At 55.9% G+C, this 15750-nt stretch carries 14 protein-coding genes; 5 read left to right on the forward strand and 9 right to left on the reverse strand.

Going from position 1 to position 15750, the window contains the following annotated elements:
• The first annotated feature begins 138 nt into the window (after positions 1 to 138).
• The 3 genes from ABUK73_RS10160 (at position 139) to ABUK73_RS10170 (ending at position 4296) form a co-directional block, all read left to right on the forward strand.
• Positions 139 to 1644 carry an ABC transporter substrate-binding protein gene (locus ABUK73_RS10160; RefSeq protein ID WP_353577173.1) on the forward strand — a complete coding sequence of 502 codons (1506 nt, stop codon included), beginning with the start codon at positions 139 to 141 and terminating at the stop codon, positions 1642 to 1644.
• Between the two features lie 83 nt (positions 1645 to 1727).
• On the forward strand, positions 1728 to 3425 hold the full coding sequence (locus ABUK73_RS10165; RefSeq protein WP_353577174.1) for a DUF885 domain-containing protein: 1698 nt from the start codon (positions 1728 to 1730) through the stop codon (positions 3423 to 3425).
• Positions 3426 to 3447: 22 nt separating this feature from the next.
• Positions 3448 to 4296, forward strand: coding sequence for an alpha/beta fold hydrolase (locus ABUK73_RS10170; RefSeq protein WP_353577175.1), 849 nt, complete (start codon positions 3448 to 3450; stop codon positions 4294 to 4296).
• Positions 4297 to 4537: 241 nt separating this feature from the next.
• On the opposite strand, the gene ABUK73_RS10175 is transcribed toward ABUK73_RS10170, so the two are convergent.
• The 5 genes from ABUK73_RS10175 to ABUK73_RS10195 form a co-directional block, all read right to left on the reverse strand.
• Entirely contained in the window at positions 4538 to 5371 is an 834-nt protein-coding gene (locus ABUK73_RS10175) for a MurR/RpiR family transcriptional regulator (RefSeq protein ID WP_353577176.1), read from the reverse strand.
• 129 nt (positions 5372 to 5500) lie between these two features.
• Positions 5501 to 6445 carry an ABC transporter substrate-binding protein gene (locus ABUK73_RS10180; protein ID WP_353577284.1) on the reverse strand — a complete coding sequence of 315 codons (945 nt, stop codon included), beginning with the start codon at positions 6443 to 6445 and terminating at the stop codon, positions 5501 to 5503.
• Positions 6446 to 6458: 13 nt separating this feature from the next.
• The gene (locus tag ABUK73_RS10185) at positions 6459 to 7505 is read right to left on the reverse strand and encodes a FecCD family ABC transporter permease (protein ID WP_353577177.1); all 1047 of its coding nucleotides are present in this window, start codon (positions 7503 to 7505) and stop codon (positions 6459 to 6461) included.
• On the reverse strand, positions 7502 to 8527 hold the full coding sequence (locus ABUK73_RS10190; RefSeq protein ID WP_353577178.1) for a FecCD family ABC transporter permease: 1026 nt from the start codon (positions 8525 to 8527) through the stop codon (positions 7502 to 7504). Before ABUK73_RS10190 ends, ABUK73_RS10185 begins: the two co-directional genes overlap by 4 nt.
• Positions 8524 to 9339, reverse strand: coding sequence for an ABC transporter ATP-binding protein (locus tag ABUK73_RS10195; protein ID WP_353577179.1), 816 nt, complete (start codon positions 9337 to 9339; stop codon positions 8524 to 8526). The genes ABUK73_RS10190 and ABUK73_RS10195 overlap by 4 nt, the downstream gene beginning before the upstream one ends.
• 261 nt (positions 9340 to 9600) lie before the next feature.
• Between ABUK73_RS10195 and ABUK73_RS10200 the strand changes: the two genes are divergently transcribed.
• Positions 9601 to 11775 carry a TonB-dependent siderophore receptor gene (locus tag ABUK73_RS10200; protein ID WP_353577180.1) on the forward strand — a complete coding sequence of 725 codons (2175 nt, stop codon included), beginning with the start codon at positions 9601 to 9603 and terminating at the stop codon, positions 11773 to 11775.
• 189 nt (positions 11776 to 11964) lie between these two features.
• Here the strand turns inward: ABUK73_RS10200 and ABUK73_RS10205 are convergent, their stop codons facing one another.
• Both ABUK73_RS10205 and ABUK73_RS10210 read right to left on the reverse strand, forming a co-directional pair.
• Positions 11965 to 12615, reverse strand: coding sequence for a DUF2161 domain-containing phosphodiesterase (locus ABUK73_RS10205; RefSeq protein ID WP_353577181.1), 651 nt, complete (start codon positions 12613 to 12615; stop codon positions 11965 to 11967).
• 96 nt (positions 12616 to 12711) lie between these two features.
• Entirely contained in the window at positions 12712 to 12978 is a 267-nt protein-coding gene (locus ABUK73_RS10210; RefSeq protein WP_353577285.1) for a hypothetical protein, read from the reverse strand.
• Between the two features lie 221 nt (positions 12979 to 13199).
• Between ABUK73_RS10210 and ABUK73_RS10215 the strand changes: the two genes are divergently transcribed.
• A complete protein-coding gene (locus ABUK73_RS10215; RefSeq protein WP_353577182.1) occupies positions 13200 to 14612 on the forward strand; it encodes a coniferyl aldehyde dehydrogenase in 1413 nt (470 codons plus the stop codon).
• Between the two features lie 59 nt (positions 14613 to 14671).
• Here the strand turns inward: ABUK73_RS10215 and ABUK73_RS10220 are convergent, their stop codons facing one another.
• Positions 14672 to 15040: a response regulator gene (locus ABUK73_RS10220; protein WP_113086831.1), complete on the reverse strand. Its 369-nt coding sequence runs from the start codon at positions 15038 to 15040 to the stop codon at positions 14672 to 14674.
• Between the two features lie 148 nt (positions 15041 to 15188).
• Positions 15189 to 15734 carry a hypoxanthine phosphoribosyltransferase gene (hpt, locus tag ABUK73_RS10225; RefSeq protein WP_113086701.1) on the reverse strand — a complete coding sequence of 182 codons (546 nt, stop codon included), beginning with the start codon at positions 15732 to 15734 and terminating at the stop codon, positions 15189 to 15191.
• Positions 15735 to 15750 lie beyond the last annotated feature (16 nt).

A 15750-nucleotide genomic window follows, 5' to 3' on the forward strand; every position in this document is an offset into this window, starting at 1 on the left:
GGCATAGCCACCGCCGCGATATCAGAAAATGCGAAATACTTATTCTCAAGGAGACGAGCAAGAGGAAAACCGGTTCCTTGTGAAGGCACGACTGGCATGAAAAAGACAAGATAATTCAAGGTCATTAGGAGACGGAACATGACACGTAAACTGCCTTTGGCGGCGATTGCCGCCTTGTCTATCAGCACATTGATTTCATCCACGGCGCTGGCGCAGGAAAAGACGCTGACGATTGCCGTGACGAATATGATGAACACGTTCGATCCGCATATGACGGCTTCGGTCGGCACGGATCTGAGCCTGCTCAGCCACATCTATCCGTCGCTGGTTCTCCGTGGTCCCGATCTGAAGATCGCGCCTTCGCTTGCCACGGAATGGAGCAATGTTGATGACCTGACCTGGCGCATCAAGCTACGTTCCGACGCCAGCTTCAACGACGGTGAGAAGATCGATGCGGAAGCCGTGAAGTGGAATTTCGACCGCGTCCGCGACCCGGCTGTCAATGCTCGCATCAAGGCATGGTTCACGCTGATCAGCGACGTCAAGGTCGTCAGCCCGACAGAAATCGAGATCAAAACCAGCTCGCCTTACCCGGCATTGATCGACCAACTGTCGATGTTCTTCCTGCTGCCGCCCAAATGGGCCGCCGAACACAAACCGGCGACAGAGACCACGTCGGGCGGACCTTATGTGATATCGTCGGTCAAGGCCGGTGACAGCATCACGCTCGAAGCCAATCCCAAATACTGGGGCGAAAAGCCAGCCTTCGACAAATACATCATTCGTGTCATTCCAGATGCGGCAAGTCGTGTTGCAGCCCTTTTGGCCGGTGAAGTCGATTTCATCAATTCAATCCCGACCACCGAGATCGAGCGCATCAAGACCAGTGGTAACGCACAGGCGGGCGCTGTGCCGAGCACGCGCACCGTGTTCATCAAATTCAACACGCTGAAAGCCCCGCTTGATAACAAGCTGTTGCGCCAGGCGCTGAACTACGCCGTCGATAAGGAAGGCATCGTCAAGGCTATTTTCAACGATCAGGCGGAAGTCGCACATTGCCAGGTGACGTCGAAAAGCTATTTCGGATTCAATCCAGACCTCAAGGCTTATCCGTATGATCCCGACAAGGCAGCTGAGCTGCTGGAAAAAGCAGGTGGGGCGCCAGCAGAGCCAATCGAATTGGAAGTTCCCACGGGCACCTATTTGAACGGTGAAGAAGTTGTTCAGGCGGTTGCGAGCCAGTTGGAAGAGATTGGCGTGAAGACCAAGATCACCGAGATGCAGTTCAGCACCTATATGGACAAATATCTAAAGGCAAAGGACCTGGGCCGAATGAGCCTGCTGAGCCAGGCATGGCCGACCATTGATGCCGATGGCCTTCTGACGCTTTTTGCACCGGGTAACATGTACGCCTATTGGAACAACGCCGATTTTGGCAAAGCGCTGGCCGATGGCCGCTCGACCATGGACAAGACCAAGCGGCTGGAAGCCTATAAAAAGGCAACCGAAATCATGTGTGATGACGCCCCTGCCCTCTTCCTTTACACGCAACCGACCACCTATGGCATGTCGAAAAAGATCACCTGGGCGGCCCGCGGTGACGATTGGGTTCGCGCCTTCGACATGAAGCCAGCGGCAAACTAACGGAACCGGCACTTCGCGCCCTGCTGTGCGAAGTGCCGCCTCACCGCCAAATTTGCGGCCTCTCTATTTTTCCCGAGAATGCCATGCCGACTGTCGATTTTCCCGCCGACCGGACACTTGCCGATATCGCTGCGCGCGAATGGTCGTTCCGGCGTCAGCATGTGGTGCGCGAACTCGGCGCCTATGTGCCGCTGAGAAGCGTACTTCCAAAACTGGATCCAGTAAGCCAAGCCGAAAAGCTGGCATTCTGGACGACGGTTCTCCGCGAACTTGATGAACTGGATGTCAGTAAGCTATCGCCAACCGAGCGCGAGGACCGGCTTGTTCTGCGCCAGCAAGTGGAGGCTCTGCGGCTCTCTCAAATATTTCGAGAATACGAGCGTCCATTCAACGCTTTCACCAGTTTCTGGGATGACACCGCGGCCTCCATTCGCGAGGAGAGCTTCGACCACGAAAACAAATATCGTGATGCGATCAGCATGATGCGCGACGTGCCACGGTATTTCGACGAGGCGATCGCCAATATGGAGACCGGGTTGGCGCGCGGTTTCAGCCAGCCAAAGATTGTTCTGCCAGCAGCGATCCGCACCATCCAAGCCGTGCTTTCGCAGAGCCCGGAGGAGACCGATTACTTTCGGCCTTATCACACGTTTCCGGAGACAGTGCCGGTTAATGTGCGGCCTGAGCTTTTGCAGGAGGCGAAGGCAGCGATAATAGAAGCCGTTCTGCCTGCCCATGCCCGGCTTCTCGCTTTCATGCGAGATGTTTACGCTCCGAGCGCAATCACGAGCATCGCCGCGATAGATCTTCCAAAAGGGCCTGCTTATTATAATGCCAAAGTAAAGGAATTCACGACGCTCAAAATGCCCGCTGAAGACATTTATGAGCTCGGGCTTGCCGAAGTCGAAACCTGCAGCGCTCACATGCTTGCCGCTGTTCGCGACAGTGGTTTCGGGGGGACGCTTGAGGAATTCCTGACCTTCCTGAAATCTGAACCGCAATTTTATCCAACGTCAGCGGAAGACCTGCTGATGCGTGCCGCATGGATAACCAAAAAGGTTGAGGCCAAGCTCGGCAGCTTTTTTGGCCTATTGCCACGCCGCCGCTTTGCCATTGAGCCGGTGCCAGAAAATATTGCACCAAATTACCCGATGGGCACCGGCGCGCCGGGCCTATACCTGCTCAACACATTCAATCTGGCATCACGACCGCTCTATATCTTGCCTGTGCTAACGCTGCATGAGGCGGTGCCAGGTCATTGCTTTCAAATGTCGCTTGCTGCCGAAAACACTGCACGACCACCTTTCCGGGCGCAGACGTATGGCATCGCTTATGGCAATGCCTGGGCGCTGTATTGCGAAAAGCGGCTGGGCGTGGAAATGGGCATCTACGAGACGCCCTATGACATCTTTGGCATGTGGAGCCTGCTGACTCTCAGGGCGGTACGCATGGTTGTGGATGTCGGTGTTCACGCCAAGGGCTGGAGCTACGACCGCGCTCGCGACTACATGAGCGAAAAGACTGGCTTGCCGCTGTCGATCGTCGAAGCCGAACTCCAGCGCTACATCAGCTGGCCTGGTCAAGCACTGGGCTATTATCTTGGCATGATGGCCATTGAGCGCGCACGCGAAAAGGTGGAGAGAATGCTCGGTCAGGCTTTCGATATCCGCGCTTTCCATGACCGCATTCTGGCGCTTGGCCCGGTTCCGATGACATTGGTCGAAGACAGCATCGACCAGATGATAACCGAGCAGCTTGATGAGCAAGCAAAGCGCGTATGACACTACAAAGAGGAGATATTCTATGCCGACCGTGACCCTCAATGACGCCACTTTCGTCTATGACGAGGCTGGTGATCCGGACGCCGAAACAATCATCGCCCTGCACGGTGGCCGGGGCATTGGCGATCGCAAAGGCGAGTTCAACGCCTATAAGGTGCTTTCAGACAACTACAGGGTCATCGCCTATGACCAGCGCGGCTGCGGCGAAACCAGCCTGACGCCGCCCTATACGTTCGAGCAACTGGCAGACGATGTCGAGGCATTCCGCGTCAATCTCTGCGGAGGCAGGAAGATCATTCTCGAAGGCGGCTCGTTCGGCGGCATGATCGCGCTGACATACGCGGTCAAATATGGCCACAATCTCTCGCGCCTCATTCTGCGCGGTACGGCAGCAAGTTATCATCACGAGGACGATGCTATGGTTGTCTTCAAGGAGCGCATCCACAAGGCGCCGAGCGCATCGCTGGACATGCTCGACAAGATGTTCTCCGACCGGGTCATCGACGATACCGAGCTGCGGCTGATCTGGCTGGCGCTGCAGCCTCTCTATTACGAAAAGTTCGATCCCGACGCAGCACTCGAGCGCACCCGCACCATGCATCTACACGCAGAGACGCATAACGCCTTGTTCAAAGAGCGGCTCTACGATTTGCGTGACCGTTTGAAGGATATTTCAGTACCGACGCTTGTCATCTGCGGCGCCGAAGACTGGATTTGCCCACCCAACCATTCACGCCTGATTGCCGAAAGCGTCCAAAACGGCGAGTTCTTCGAAGTTCCGGGCGCCAATCACGCCGTCCATGCGGAAGCGCCCGACAAGGTCATTTCCGCCTTTCGCAGTTTCTTAGACAGGACTAAGACTGACGGATAAGAATTGCCTTTGTCGAGTTGCAAGAGATGGATTCGACCATGGCTGACCAAAGCGGATTCGCCCTTGCCGGAATCGCCGCAAATGGTCTCGCTTTGTCCGCCGTTTCCATTGTTCGACCCAAGAGCGGCCACGGCAACATGTGCACCGTGCCGGATCTACGAGATCGAAGCCTTGGTTCACCACCTCAATGATACTGGATTTACAACCGCAAACATAACGACGTGCTTTTAGCGTGAAATCTTCACCGCTTGTTCGGTCTGATCTGCTGGCGCAACTCTACCAGCCGGTCGAGCGCTGCGAGCGTTTTGTCCCTGTTTCTGGCGGCGAGGCCAAGGGTCAATACTTCCACGCAGACCAGTGAAGCGCCGTGCATGGCGACCTTTTCAGTCTTCGCACGCGGTAGAACGATTGCTGCTGCGGCATGCGCAGCGAGAGCCGTCTCTTGTTTTCCAACGATGGCGACGATCGGTATCGAGAGGCGCTCAGCCTCCGAAATCGCCGTCATGACCTCGCGGTGCGGGCGACCTTGAGCGAGGATCAGCAGGACATCGCCTGTCTCCATCTCAAGAAGCTGTTCAGCCAGCATGATGCCTGTCCGGTTCAGCGAATAGGACGGAAAGCCCGATCTGACGAAGTTGCGCGAGGCGTAGGTTCCAATGATACCCGAGGCGCCAATTCCGAATACGCCGATCTTTCTGGCATCCGATAACAAGCTCACCGCGAGTGCAACTGCGCCCCTGTTTTCGTCAGAGGACAAGGCTGCCATGGCGTGACCCATATCGGCCACCACGAAGTCGATTGCGGAATTGGTGTCATCAAGCAGTTCGTTGGTGGTCGCCGCCATTTTCTCGGACGGTGAATCCGTTTCTCCGAGATGGCTTTCCAGTGTATCCTTGAGGTCCACGAGGCCTTCGAAACCGAGTGCCTGTATTGCTCTGATGACGGTGGCGTCCGACGTTCCAATCTCGCGGCCAATTTCCAGCGCGGATTGCGCCAGCACCGCATGTCGATGCTTGTCGATATATTCGGCCACGGCCAGAAGCCCGGGCGATAGCGTGTCTCGCTTCTTCTTCAATCGCTCTCCGAAGCGATCTATATGGCGTTTCTTCTGAACGGAATGACCTGTCGATACCATGCTTGTGACTTTAAAAGGGGCGGTTCAGGCACACTGCCTGACGCACCGCAGTTTTTAAAGTCGAAAGCTCTACCTCATTCCTGGTCGTGGTGCGATTGCAGATTTTACGACCGCTGTCATCAGAGCCATGGCAGCATAACTGTTTGAAATCGCTTCTTCTCTGGACACCATGATGTAGTGACCCGCGATACAGGCCTTCAGGAAACTGCAAAAATCCGGCACGACCTTCTCCATGGCGTCGATTTCCTGTTTCGACGTGCCGCCAGTATCCGAGCGATACGGGTCGAATATGAAGTCTGCATCGACATCTGGAAGACGCTCGCCGCTGACCTCAATGCGTCCGCCTTCAGGGATATCATCGATGATCTTCGGAAATTTGAAGCCTGCATCCCGCAGAACCTGACCCAGCGCCCGGTAGGTGTGATAAATATTGATCTTTCCGTTAAGTGGCTGGATGACGGAAACGGAGATGTTTCCAGTGTCGATCGCAGTTTTGAGTTCTTCAATTCCCGCCCGGTATCTCTGGTCGAGAATGGCGAGCCTGTTTTCGGTTCCCGTCAATTCGGCCAGTTTTCGATAGGCATGCGCCGTTCCAAATCTGGTGGGATCAATCTCCACGGTTGGCGCTACTTTCTCCAGCGTCGCGATGGGGGTCGGTCGGCCAGCAGCGGTTATGATCAGGTCCGGCTTCTGTTCGGCCAGCGCCTCGAGGTCTATGTCCACCGCACCGAGAAAAGCCATGCCGGAATTGCCGAAATCGACGCCGGTCAGGATCGCGCTAGAGCGCAGATAGGGCTTGCCGTCGAGACCGACCCTGCCATGGCTGGCAATGGGCGTGATGCCGAGTTCGATCAGCGGAATGGTGACGTCGATATCGTGGAGCGATGCGATGCGCAGCGGGCTGCTCGGAATGATAACAGTGCGTCCGGTATCGTCCTGAAACGTTCGCGTATCCTGCGCTGCCACAACGTTAGGAACGACAAGAAGCAGAAGCGTAAAAACAAGCATGCGCATCATGGAAAACCTTTCACAATTGATCACGGCGGCGCCAGAGGAGCAGGAGTAAAACCGGAACACCGACGAGTGCGAGGACGATGCCAGCAGGAATTTGCAGCGGCGCGACGGCGGTGCGGCCAATGGTGTCGGCGAGAACGACTAGCGCTGCACCTATCAGCATGCTTGCCGTCAGCAATGCAGTCTGGCCACCGCCAATCGTCATTCTTGCCGCGTGCGGAGCAATAAGCCCGACGAAGCCGATACTTCCAACGCAGGAGACGGCGGTCGCGGTCATCAGAACCGGGGCCAAAAGGTTTATGATTGCAAGTGCCTTGGCGCGAACACCCAGTCCTATGCTTGCGCTGTCTCCAAGTGTGGCCACGTCCGCTGCGCGTGCTGTGGCAAACAGCAGTGCGGCCCCGACGCATAAGCCCGTAAGCGCAATCGGGAGCATGTCCGGCGTGACTGTTGCCAGGCTTCCCGCCATCCATGTCAGGGCGATCTGAATGCGGTCGATATCCGACACCGTCAGCAACAGCGAGATGGCGGCGGACAAAGCCCAAGAAAACCCAATGCCGATCAAGACGAAGCGCAGACGGGAAAACGATCCCGCCAGCATCGCAACCGCGGCAGCAACCGCAAACCCGCCCGCTATGCCGATGAATGGCCGCAGCACCAGAGGTGTTTGCGGAAAGGCGATGATGACGGTGACGATAGCAAGGGCTGCGCCCTCTCGCACGCCCAGCAGACCCGGATCGGCCAGCCCGTTTCGCGTCAGGGATTGCAACGCCGCACCCGCAAGCCCAAGCATGGCTCCGCAACTCAGTGCCATGACGGTACGCGGCAGCCGCAGGTCACCGATGATGGATAAATCCCCCGGTTTGGCAGAACCGCTGACAAATACCACGAGGTCGCCAATCCCAGCGCGCCCGCTTCCTGAAACAAGCGCCAGAAGGATCAGAAGCGCAAGGACTATCAAAAAGGCCGTTGCTCCAGCCAACCTTGTCGGGTGCAGCTTTACGCTCAGGGCATGGAATTGAACAAGGCGATAGCCGCCGCCCAGCTTTTTCACACTCATCGCAGCACCCGCGTAACGACTGCGATGAAGACAGGAGCACCGATGAAGGCCGTCAGCACCCCCGTTGCCAGATCCTGAGGTGCGGCAATGGTTCTGGCGGCGATATCGGCAGCGATCATGAGATTGGCGCCGAGCAATGCCGCCAGCGGGACGGAAACCATGTGCCGCCCACCAGTCATGCGATGGGCGACACCGCCAACGATGAGGCCGACGAAGCCGATGGGGCCTGACAGCGAGACGGACGAGCCGCAAAAGAGCGCGGTGGCTATCAGCCCGATCAGTCTGGTTTGGCGCACCGGCACGCCTAGGCTTGTCGCGGCCTTGTCTCCCAATACCATGATATCCAGTCGCAAGGTGATCCAGGCGGCAGCTATTGCGGCAACAGTTACGATGGGGAGGACGGTCTGAATATCGGAAAGGGAAATTCCAGAGAGATCGCCTGCCAGCCAGAACCGCATCTGTTCAAGTGTTTCCTGATCGAGAATGAGGATAGCCGATACGCAGGCCGAGGCCAGGGCAGACAGCGCTATGCCGCAGAAAGTAACTTTGGTCATCGTCAGCCCGCTACGTCCTGCCGATGACAGAAACAGAACAAGCGCAAAAAGAACGCCGCTTCCAGCCGCGGCAATCAGCGGGCGGCTGGCCGGAAACACCATCATGCTCGCAGGCATAGCCGTGCTTGCCACCAAGGCAAGGCTTGCTCCCGCATTCAGTCCAAGAATATGCGGTTCAGCAATTGGGTTTCTCAGGATCGATTGCAGCAACCGACCTGCAATGCCGAGCGACGCACCGCACAAAATTGCGGCCAGCAGGCGCGGCAGACGGAGCTTGAGAAGGATTTGTTGCTCGAAACTGGTATGGTCTTGGGCCGTCCACGCGTCGATGATCAGTTGCGGTGATATGGGTCTTGCACCGACGCTCAGATGCATGAGGCCAAGAGCCAGCAGCACAACAAGGCCGCAGGGGAGCCATAGACCGTAAAGTGCTGTTTTCGAGCCCCGTATGTTGAAGGCCTCCGTCACAACACGGATGCTCCGGAATGCGGATCGGGCAGGAAGACAGGCCTGCCGGTCGTCGGATGCCTGACAGCGATGACCTTCGTCTCGAAAACGCTTTCTATATGATGGGCAGAGCATTGATCGACGGTTTCGGCAACATGATGAATAGCACCGCCCTTGAGGAAAACGATGCGATCCGCATATTGCAGGGCGGCGTTCAGATCATGCAGAACGGCAACGACGGTTCGATTGGCCTTGCGGCTAAGGCTTGACAGAAGCTCCATGACCTCGACCTGATACCGCAGGTCGAGAAACGTCGTCGGCTCATCGAACAGGATCGTCGCCGTATCCTGCGCCAGAGCAAGCGCGATAAAGCAACGTTGGCGCTGCCCGCCCGACAGACTATCTACCGACCGTGCAGAAAGTTCGCTGATGCCGGTTATATGCAAGGCTTGGGTGACGGCCTCTTCATCCCCTTCATCCCAGGATTTGAGAATGCCGCGATGCGGATAACGCCCACGTGACACCAGATCATAGACGCTGAGACCTTCAGGCACGATGGGCGCCTGGGGAAGCAAGGCAAGCTTGCGCGCCACCTCTTTTGTCGGCAGTCGGTTCACATCCTGTCCGTCGATAAGGACCGTTCCGCCGGATGGTTTGAGAATGCGCGACAGCACGGCCAGCAACGTTGATTTGCCCGATCCGTTCGGGCCTGCAAGAGCGGTGAACTTTCCTTTGGGAACGATAACGGAGACATCGGCAAGAACATTCAGGCGTCCATAACCTGCCGTCACCCGCTGGGTATCCAGCGCATTGTCAGTGTTATCGGATTGCATCAATTCAGCCGTTTTCTTTCCGCAAGCATGCGCTTGATCTGTAATTTATGAATGTAGTAGTCAACAATTATCCTGCTCGAATTTTCTTTTCCAGACACGTTTCAAAGCTGTGTACGCGGATTTTTGGCCGCCAAACTCTCCTCGAAACACTAAAAATCGAGCCTCTCGAAAGCTTTGCTACACAGAACAAAGTTGACTACTACATTCATGAAATACAGAAGGCCAGCATTCTGATGACAAGACGAGCGTTGGTGGGGACTAATGACGATGAGATTTCATGGACTTGATCGATCGACGGCTTTGGCCGTGATTGCCATTGCCGGAACAATGGTTGCCTTGCCGTTGCAGGCGCAAGAACGTGCTGAAATCAAAAAGACATCGCGCCAGTCGGACAACGCCAAACCTGTCACCTCAGAACCCTCAACCGTTCTCGCGCCTATCGTCGTCACCGGTGCCGGTGCGACGCAGGGTTATCAGCCGAAGTCGACCAGCACGGCAACGCGCACGGATACGCCGCTCATCGACATTCCGCAGGCGGTCAATGTCGTCAGCGAACAGGTTCTTAAAGACCAGAATGCAAGCAATCTGGATGAAGCGCTGGGCAATATCAGCGGCGTGACCCAGACGAATACGCTGGGTGGCACTCAGGACTCTGTTATCCGCCGTGGCTTTGGCGATAATCGCGACGGGTCGATCCTGACGAACGGGCTGAAGACCGCCCTGCCGCGCTCCTTCAACGCCATGACTGAACGGGTGGAGGTTCTTAAAGGCCCCTCCTCCACGCTCTATGGTATTCTTGATCCGGGCGGCATGGTGAATGTGGTTACAAAGAAACCGCAAGATACGTTCGGCGGCGAAATCTACGGCGGTCTTTCCAGTTTTGGCGGCGGCACGACGGGGCTGGATTTTACAGGCCCGATTGAGGGCACCGACTTTTCCTATCGTTTGATCGGGGAATATAAGGACATCGATTATTGGCGCAACTTCGGCGAAACCAAGAACTGGCTGATTTCTCCATCGCTGACATGGACAGGCGAAGACACGGAAATTACGGCCACCTACATGCACGAGGATTACAGCGTGCCGTTTGATCGCGGCACGATCTTCGATGTCACAACAGGCCGCCCAGTCAATGTGGACCGGAAAATACGCTTCGATGAGCCCTATAACATCACCGACGGAAAATCCGATCTGTTTCAGGTCGAGATCGATCACGAATTGTCGGAAAACTGGAAGCTGGGCATCGATTACAGCTACAGCCGGAATGTGTATTCGGACAATCAGGCGCGTGTCACCGAATATATCGCCGCCACCGGCGATTTGCGACGCAGGTCAGACGCGACAGACTATTCCACAATCTACAACCACGCGCTTCGAGCAGATCTAACTGGCGACGTCGAGATCGGCGGAATGCAGCACGATATATTGATCGGAGCATCCTATGATTATAGCGACACGCTTCGCACGAATATGATCCGGTGCAATCCGTCGATAAATTTCAACATCTACAACCCTGTCTACGGCAACCTGCCTGAGTGCACGACGGTTTCCATCAACGAAAGTGATCAGACCGAGAAACTGTCTACTGCGTCATTCTATGTACAGGACTCGGTTCACCTCAGTGACCAATGGATCGTGGTCGGTGGACTGCGTTATCAATATTACGATTTGTTGGCTGGCAGAGGCAGGCCCTTAAAAAACAATACTGATAGCTTCGGCGATGCTATCGTTCCCAACGCGGGTATTGTTTACAAGCTAGCGCCCGATGTTTCGCTTTACGCGAATGCCGCTAAGACCTTCCGTCCACAATCGTCCATTGCAAGCGAGTACGGTAATCTGAAACCGGAGGAAGGCGTGTCCTATGAGGTCGGCTCGAAGTTCGAATTGCCTTCGGGACTGACCGCCAACCTTGCGCTCTACACATCCGACAAGGAGAATGTCGCCTATACTGAAGGAACCGTCGTCAAAACCGCAGGGTTGGTCAGAGCACGAGGCGTGGAAGTAGATGTCGCCGGGTCGTTAACAGACAATCTAGACTTCATCGCAAGTTATGCTTTTACCGATGCGAAGGTTTTGGAAGGTGAAAATGCTGGCAAACGCCCCGTGAACGTAGCGCGCCATACAGGGTCACTTTACCTTGCCTATGATGTGGGAGAAGTCAGCGCGTCTGGCAATACCCTGAAAGTCGGTGGCGGCATCAGAGCGGTCGGTGACCGGGCCGGTATCAACAGCAACTCCTATTTCTTACCCGGCTATGCAGTTGTCGATGCCTTTGCCGCCTATACGTTCGAGCTTGAACGCCCAATCACCGTTCAACTCAACCTGAAGAATATTTTTGATCGCACTTATTACACGTCCTCTATTGGCGGGACCGCCTTCGGGAACCAGATCGGTGAGCCTTTCAACGCAACGCTGACAGCGCGCGTAAAATTCTGATGCAGTTAAGTCGAGCGTCGGCGGACTAGATCAGACGTTATGAACGCTAGCCTCGGCCCAATCGATCATCGATGAAATTCGTCAGATCGATTGGGTGCCTGCGATCAAGCCCTTCATGAAGCTTTGGTTTTCTGCACACGCTGAAGGGTCTGGTTGCAATCGGACGGAAAGTTACCGCTAATTCTACGGCTACGCCTGTGGCCATCGGACAAGGGCGTCGCGACCAGCATCGGTCAGGCCATAGACGCCTCTGTCCATGCGCTCGAACCAGCCGTAAACATTCGACAACAGGATCTTACCGGCTTCAGGAACGCCGGCCCTAATATCGCGTACACGCAGCGGTCCGTTCAAAAGAGCCGCGGCACAGCCCAGTGCCTGCTGGCGATAGGCGGTCATGACAGGCACACGCGTGCTGCCGCCAAGAACAGGATCGCCGCGTCTTTTCTGGTGTTCTCGCACAAGCCTTGATCGCCGCTTTGGATTGGTCCTCGGCATTGGCGTGACGGAGGCGACGATCACGCTGACATCTCCACGGTCGGAAATGCCGAGCATGCCTATGCCGAGCCGACGACAGAGATCGCGGTAGCGCTTGTCGGCCTCCCGCCCCCTGCCCTTGGCGGATATTTTTGCGGCAATCCAGACCTCGTCCGCGATTGCAGCCCTATCGACAGCCTGAAGAACGACCTCCAGATTGAAGCTCATCTTCAACTCGCAGATCACGACGACAGGCGGCTCGTCGCCGCTGATCCCCACAAGATCGCAACCGGCAATCTCACCCTTCACCAAATAGCCCGCGGACTCGAGAAAGGCTTTTACGGGAAGGTATAGGGAAGTTTCCATGTAACGCGCTGATCCACAACCGAGTGAAGGAAATGCGGATATTCCTGTTTATCGAAGATGATCAATATTGCTGAATACCCGACATCGACAAAAGGCTTAGGACCCTGAGAATTTCACCGTCACGCCGCGTTGCCGGAAATAAGCCTGCATTAGCTTCCTGCCGGAACGATTGTTCTGAACCAGCCTCGTCGGGTCGAATACGGCCTCTTTCAAACCAGCCTGCATCAACGCAGCCTTGAGCGTTGCGATATGAGCGTCGATATCGGCATTATCCGCCTGAAGCGATTCATAGATGCGGTTGGTTGCATCTGCTACGGTAAGTTCGCTCACGAAAATTCTCCTGCTGTTGTTTGGCTGGCGCATACCACAGTTTTTGTCTTTACCCCAACACTGGGCAAGATTTTCTGAAGATGAATTGCAACGTGCCTCCAAGACCTGGACGGGGACATGTCGCCTGACCGTTCCCGGTCGCATGGCTCTGCCTCATTCCATTATCGGTTGCAGCCATCTGCGGCGTAATGGTATTTGGATATTTACATCGCGGCCTTCGCGTCGCGGCAAGACTGGACTAACGGAGCAAGGCTTTGAACGACAGCGGCCAAGAGCAGATCTATCTTCACACGATGCTGACGCAACAGCGGCAAGCTTTCGAGCAAGAACCGTTTCCGTCTCTGGCGGTCCGACGTGACAGGCTCGACCGGATCGGCCGTTTGCTGAAGAACCATCGCAACGAATTGTGCGAGGTGGTTTCCAGAGACTTTGGACACCGCTCCTCGCACGAAACGACGATGCTGGAAATCGTGCCAATGATGGGCTCCCTGCGTCACACCCGTTCCCATCTGCGCAGCTGGATGCGGCCGGAACGGCGCGGTCGCTCGATTGAATTCCTGCAAATGTCCAACTGGGTGCAGCACCAGCCACTCGGTGTCGTCGGCATCATGGCGCCCTGGAACTATCCGCTGCTGCTCGCGCTCGGCCCACTCATCGATATTCTGGCGGCTGGAAACCGGGCGATGATCAAACCATCGGAGCTTGTTCCGGAAACATCGGCATTGCTGGCAAAACTCGTTGCCGAGTATTTCAAGCCCGAAGAGGTGACCGTTATCGAGGGTGGGGTGGAGGTAGCCGCTGCGTTTTCCGCCCTGCCATTCGACCATCTGCTGTTTACCGGCTCCACCAATGTCGGAAAGAAAGTCATGGCGGCAGCGGCGGCCAACCTGACGCCGCTCACGCTGGAACTCGGAGGAAAATCGCCGACGATCATCGCGCCGGACTATCCAGTCGCCAGCGCCACGCAGGATATCGTTTTTGGCAAGCTGATGAATGCGGGACAGACCTGCATCGCCCCGGACTATGTGCTTGTCAAAAAAGACAAACTCGATTCGTTTGTTGAGGCATTTTTTGAACAGGTCCAACGCTTCTACCCGAGCGCTACGGGATCGGCACATTTTACCAGCCTTGTAGGCGCGAGGGCCCATGAACGCCTCCTAAAGGGACTGAATGAGTGCCGGGAGCGCGGTATCGATATCCGCACGGTTGACATACCGCTGCCAAAATCAGGCCTTGGCCTCCAGCCAACCCTGCTGATCAATCCTCCGGCGGATTGCCTGTTGATGGAGGAAGAGATTTTCGGACCGGTTCTTCCTGTCATTCCCTATAATACGCTGGACGATGCCATCGCTTTCGTCCGCTCGCGCCCCCGCCCGCTGGCGCTTTACATTTTCACGCATGAGTCCGAGACACAGCAAAAGGTTCTCGAAAAAACGATCTCCGGCAATGTGACCGTTAATGGGACACTGTTGCACATCGCACAAAATGACCTGCCCTTCGGCGGTGTCGGCCCCAGCGGCCTTGGCGCTTATCATGGCTATGAAGGCTTCAAGCGATTTTCCCATGCACGGGGTATCGCCAAAGTCAGGCTGTTCAACCCCGCCCGCCTGGCCACTCCGCCCTATGGACGCTTCACGGCACTTCTTGCACGGTTTATGGGACGATAGGTGGCGCAACGAAAAAGGGCGGTCAAGCCGCCCTTGTTTCAGCATATCCAGAAAATCACTTATGCCGGAACCGATGCCAGTGCGCGGGCGACAGCCTTGCGGATATCCGGCAGAGCAAAGGGCTTTGGCACCACATCGATGATTTTTTCCATCAAATCGTCGGCGCGCTCGCGCTGCTCGGCATAACCCGTCATCAGCAGAATTTTGAGGCTTGGAAATTGCGATGCGGCGCGGTGCGCCAGCTCGATGCCATCCATAACCGGCATGCGGATATCGGAAAGGAGAAGGTCGAACTTGTGTTCGCTCAGCTTCTCGAATCCCTGCTCGCCATCGGCGGCTTCATAGGTTTCGTGCCCATCCAGACGTAACGCACGCGCTACAAAGGTGCGCAACGCATCTTCGTCTTCAGTAATCAGAATCTTCGCCATTTTCCATCGCTCCTGGTATTCATTCCAGCGAGCAACAAACTCGGTCATTTCCCTTTGCAAGAGGTAAATGGCCGGGGCTATCCGGGTGGCATGGTTAACAATCCATGGCTGTAACCACCCGGCGTCGTCTCAGATTGAGACGGGCATTCTACTCAGCGTCACCCGTGACGACGCCGACGAAAGGCAGTTCGCGGAAGGCGTAAGCCACGTCCATTCCATAGCCGACGACGAAGTAATCCGGGCATTCGAAGCCGACATAATCCGCTTCGAGTTGTTCCTTGCGCTTCACTTTCTTGTCCAGGAGAACGGCAATTGACACGTTGCGCGCGCCGCGCTCGTACAGCAGTTCCTTTGCGAAAAGCAGCGTGCGACCGGATTCCAGAATATCGTCGATCAACAGAACGTCGCGGTCCTTCACATCGCTGTCGATGTCTTTTACGATTCTCACACCTTGAGACACCGTGCCGGTGCCATAGCTGGAAAGCGTGATGAATTCGACTTCCGGAGCCAGCCCGCTGTCATGCAAGGCGCGAATGAGATCGGCGGCGAAAATGAAGGAGCCCTTCAGAACCGCAATGACCAGCAAGTCATTCGTCGGACCGCTTGCAATACGCTTGGCCAGATCGCGATTACGCTCGGCAATCTGCTCGGCAGTATAAAGCGGCTCGATATTTTTTCCACGAACGACGGGCATGTCTTCTCCTGCGCTT

Source organism: Agrobacterium vacciniicorymbosi, assembly GCF_040427045.1.
Classification (GTDB): domain Bacteria; phylum Pseudomonadota; class Alphaproteobacteria; order Rhizobiales; family Rhizobiaceae; genus Agrobacterium.

Coding starts and splice junctions, on each gene's coding strand:
- ABUK73_RS10160 (WP_353577173.1), top strand. CDS start 139: ATGACACGTAAACTGCCTTTGGCGGCGATTGCCGCCTTGTCTATCAGC.
- ABUK73_RS10165 (WP_353577174.1), top strand. CDS start 1,728: ATGCCGACTGTCGATTTTCCCGCCGACCGGACACTTGCCGATATCGCT.
- ABUK73_RS10170 (WP_353577175.1), top strand. CDS start 3,448: ATGCCGACCGTGACCCTCAATGACGCCACTTTCGTCTATGACGAGGCT.
- ABUK73_RS10180 (WP_353577284.1), bottom strand. CDS start 6,445: ATGCGCATGCTTGTTTTTACGCTTCTGCTTCTTGTCGTTCCTAACGTT.
- ABUK73_RS10185 (WP_353577177.1), bottom strand. CDS start 7,505: ATGAGTGTGAAAAAGCTGGGCGGCGGCTATCGCCTTGTTCAATTCCAT.
- ABUK73_RS10195 (WP_353577179.1), bottom strand. CDS start 9,339: ATGCAATCCGATAACACTGACAATGCGCTGGATACCCAGCGGGTGACG.
- ABUK73_RS10200 (WP_353577180.1), top strand. CDS start 9,601: ATGACGATGAGATTTCATGGACTTGATCGATCGACGGCTTTGGCCGTG.
- ABUK73_RS10205 (WP_353577181.1), bottom strand. CDS start 12,615: ATGGAAACTTCCCTATACCTTCCCGTAAAAGCCTTTCTCGAGTCCGCG.
- ABUK73_RS10210 (WP_353577285.1), bottom strand. CDS start 12,978: ATGCGCCAGCCAAACAACAGCAGGAGAATTTTCGTGAGCGAACTTACC.
- ABUK73_RS10220 (WP_113086831.1), bottom strand. CDS start 15,040: ATGGCGAAGATTCTGATTACTGAAGACGAAGATGCGTTGCGCACCTTT.
- hpt (WP_113086701.1), bottom strand. CDS start 15,734: ATGCCCGTCGTTCGTGGAAAAAATATCGAGCCGCTTTATACTGCCGAG.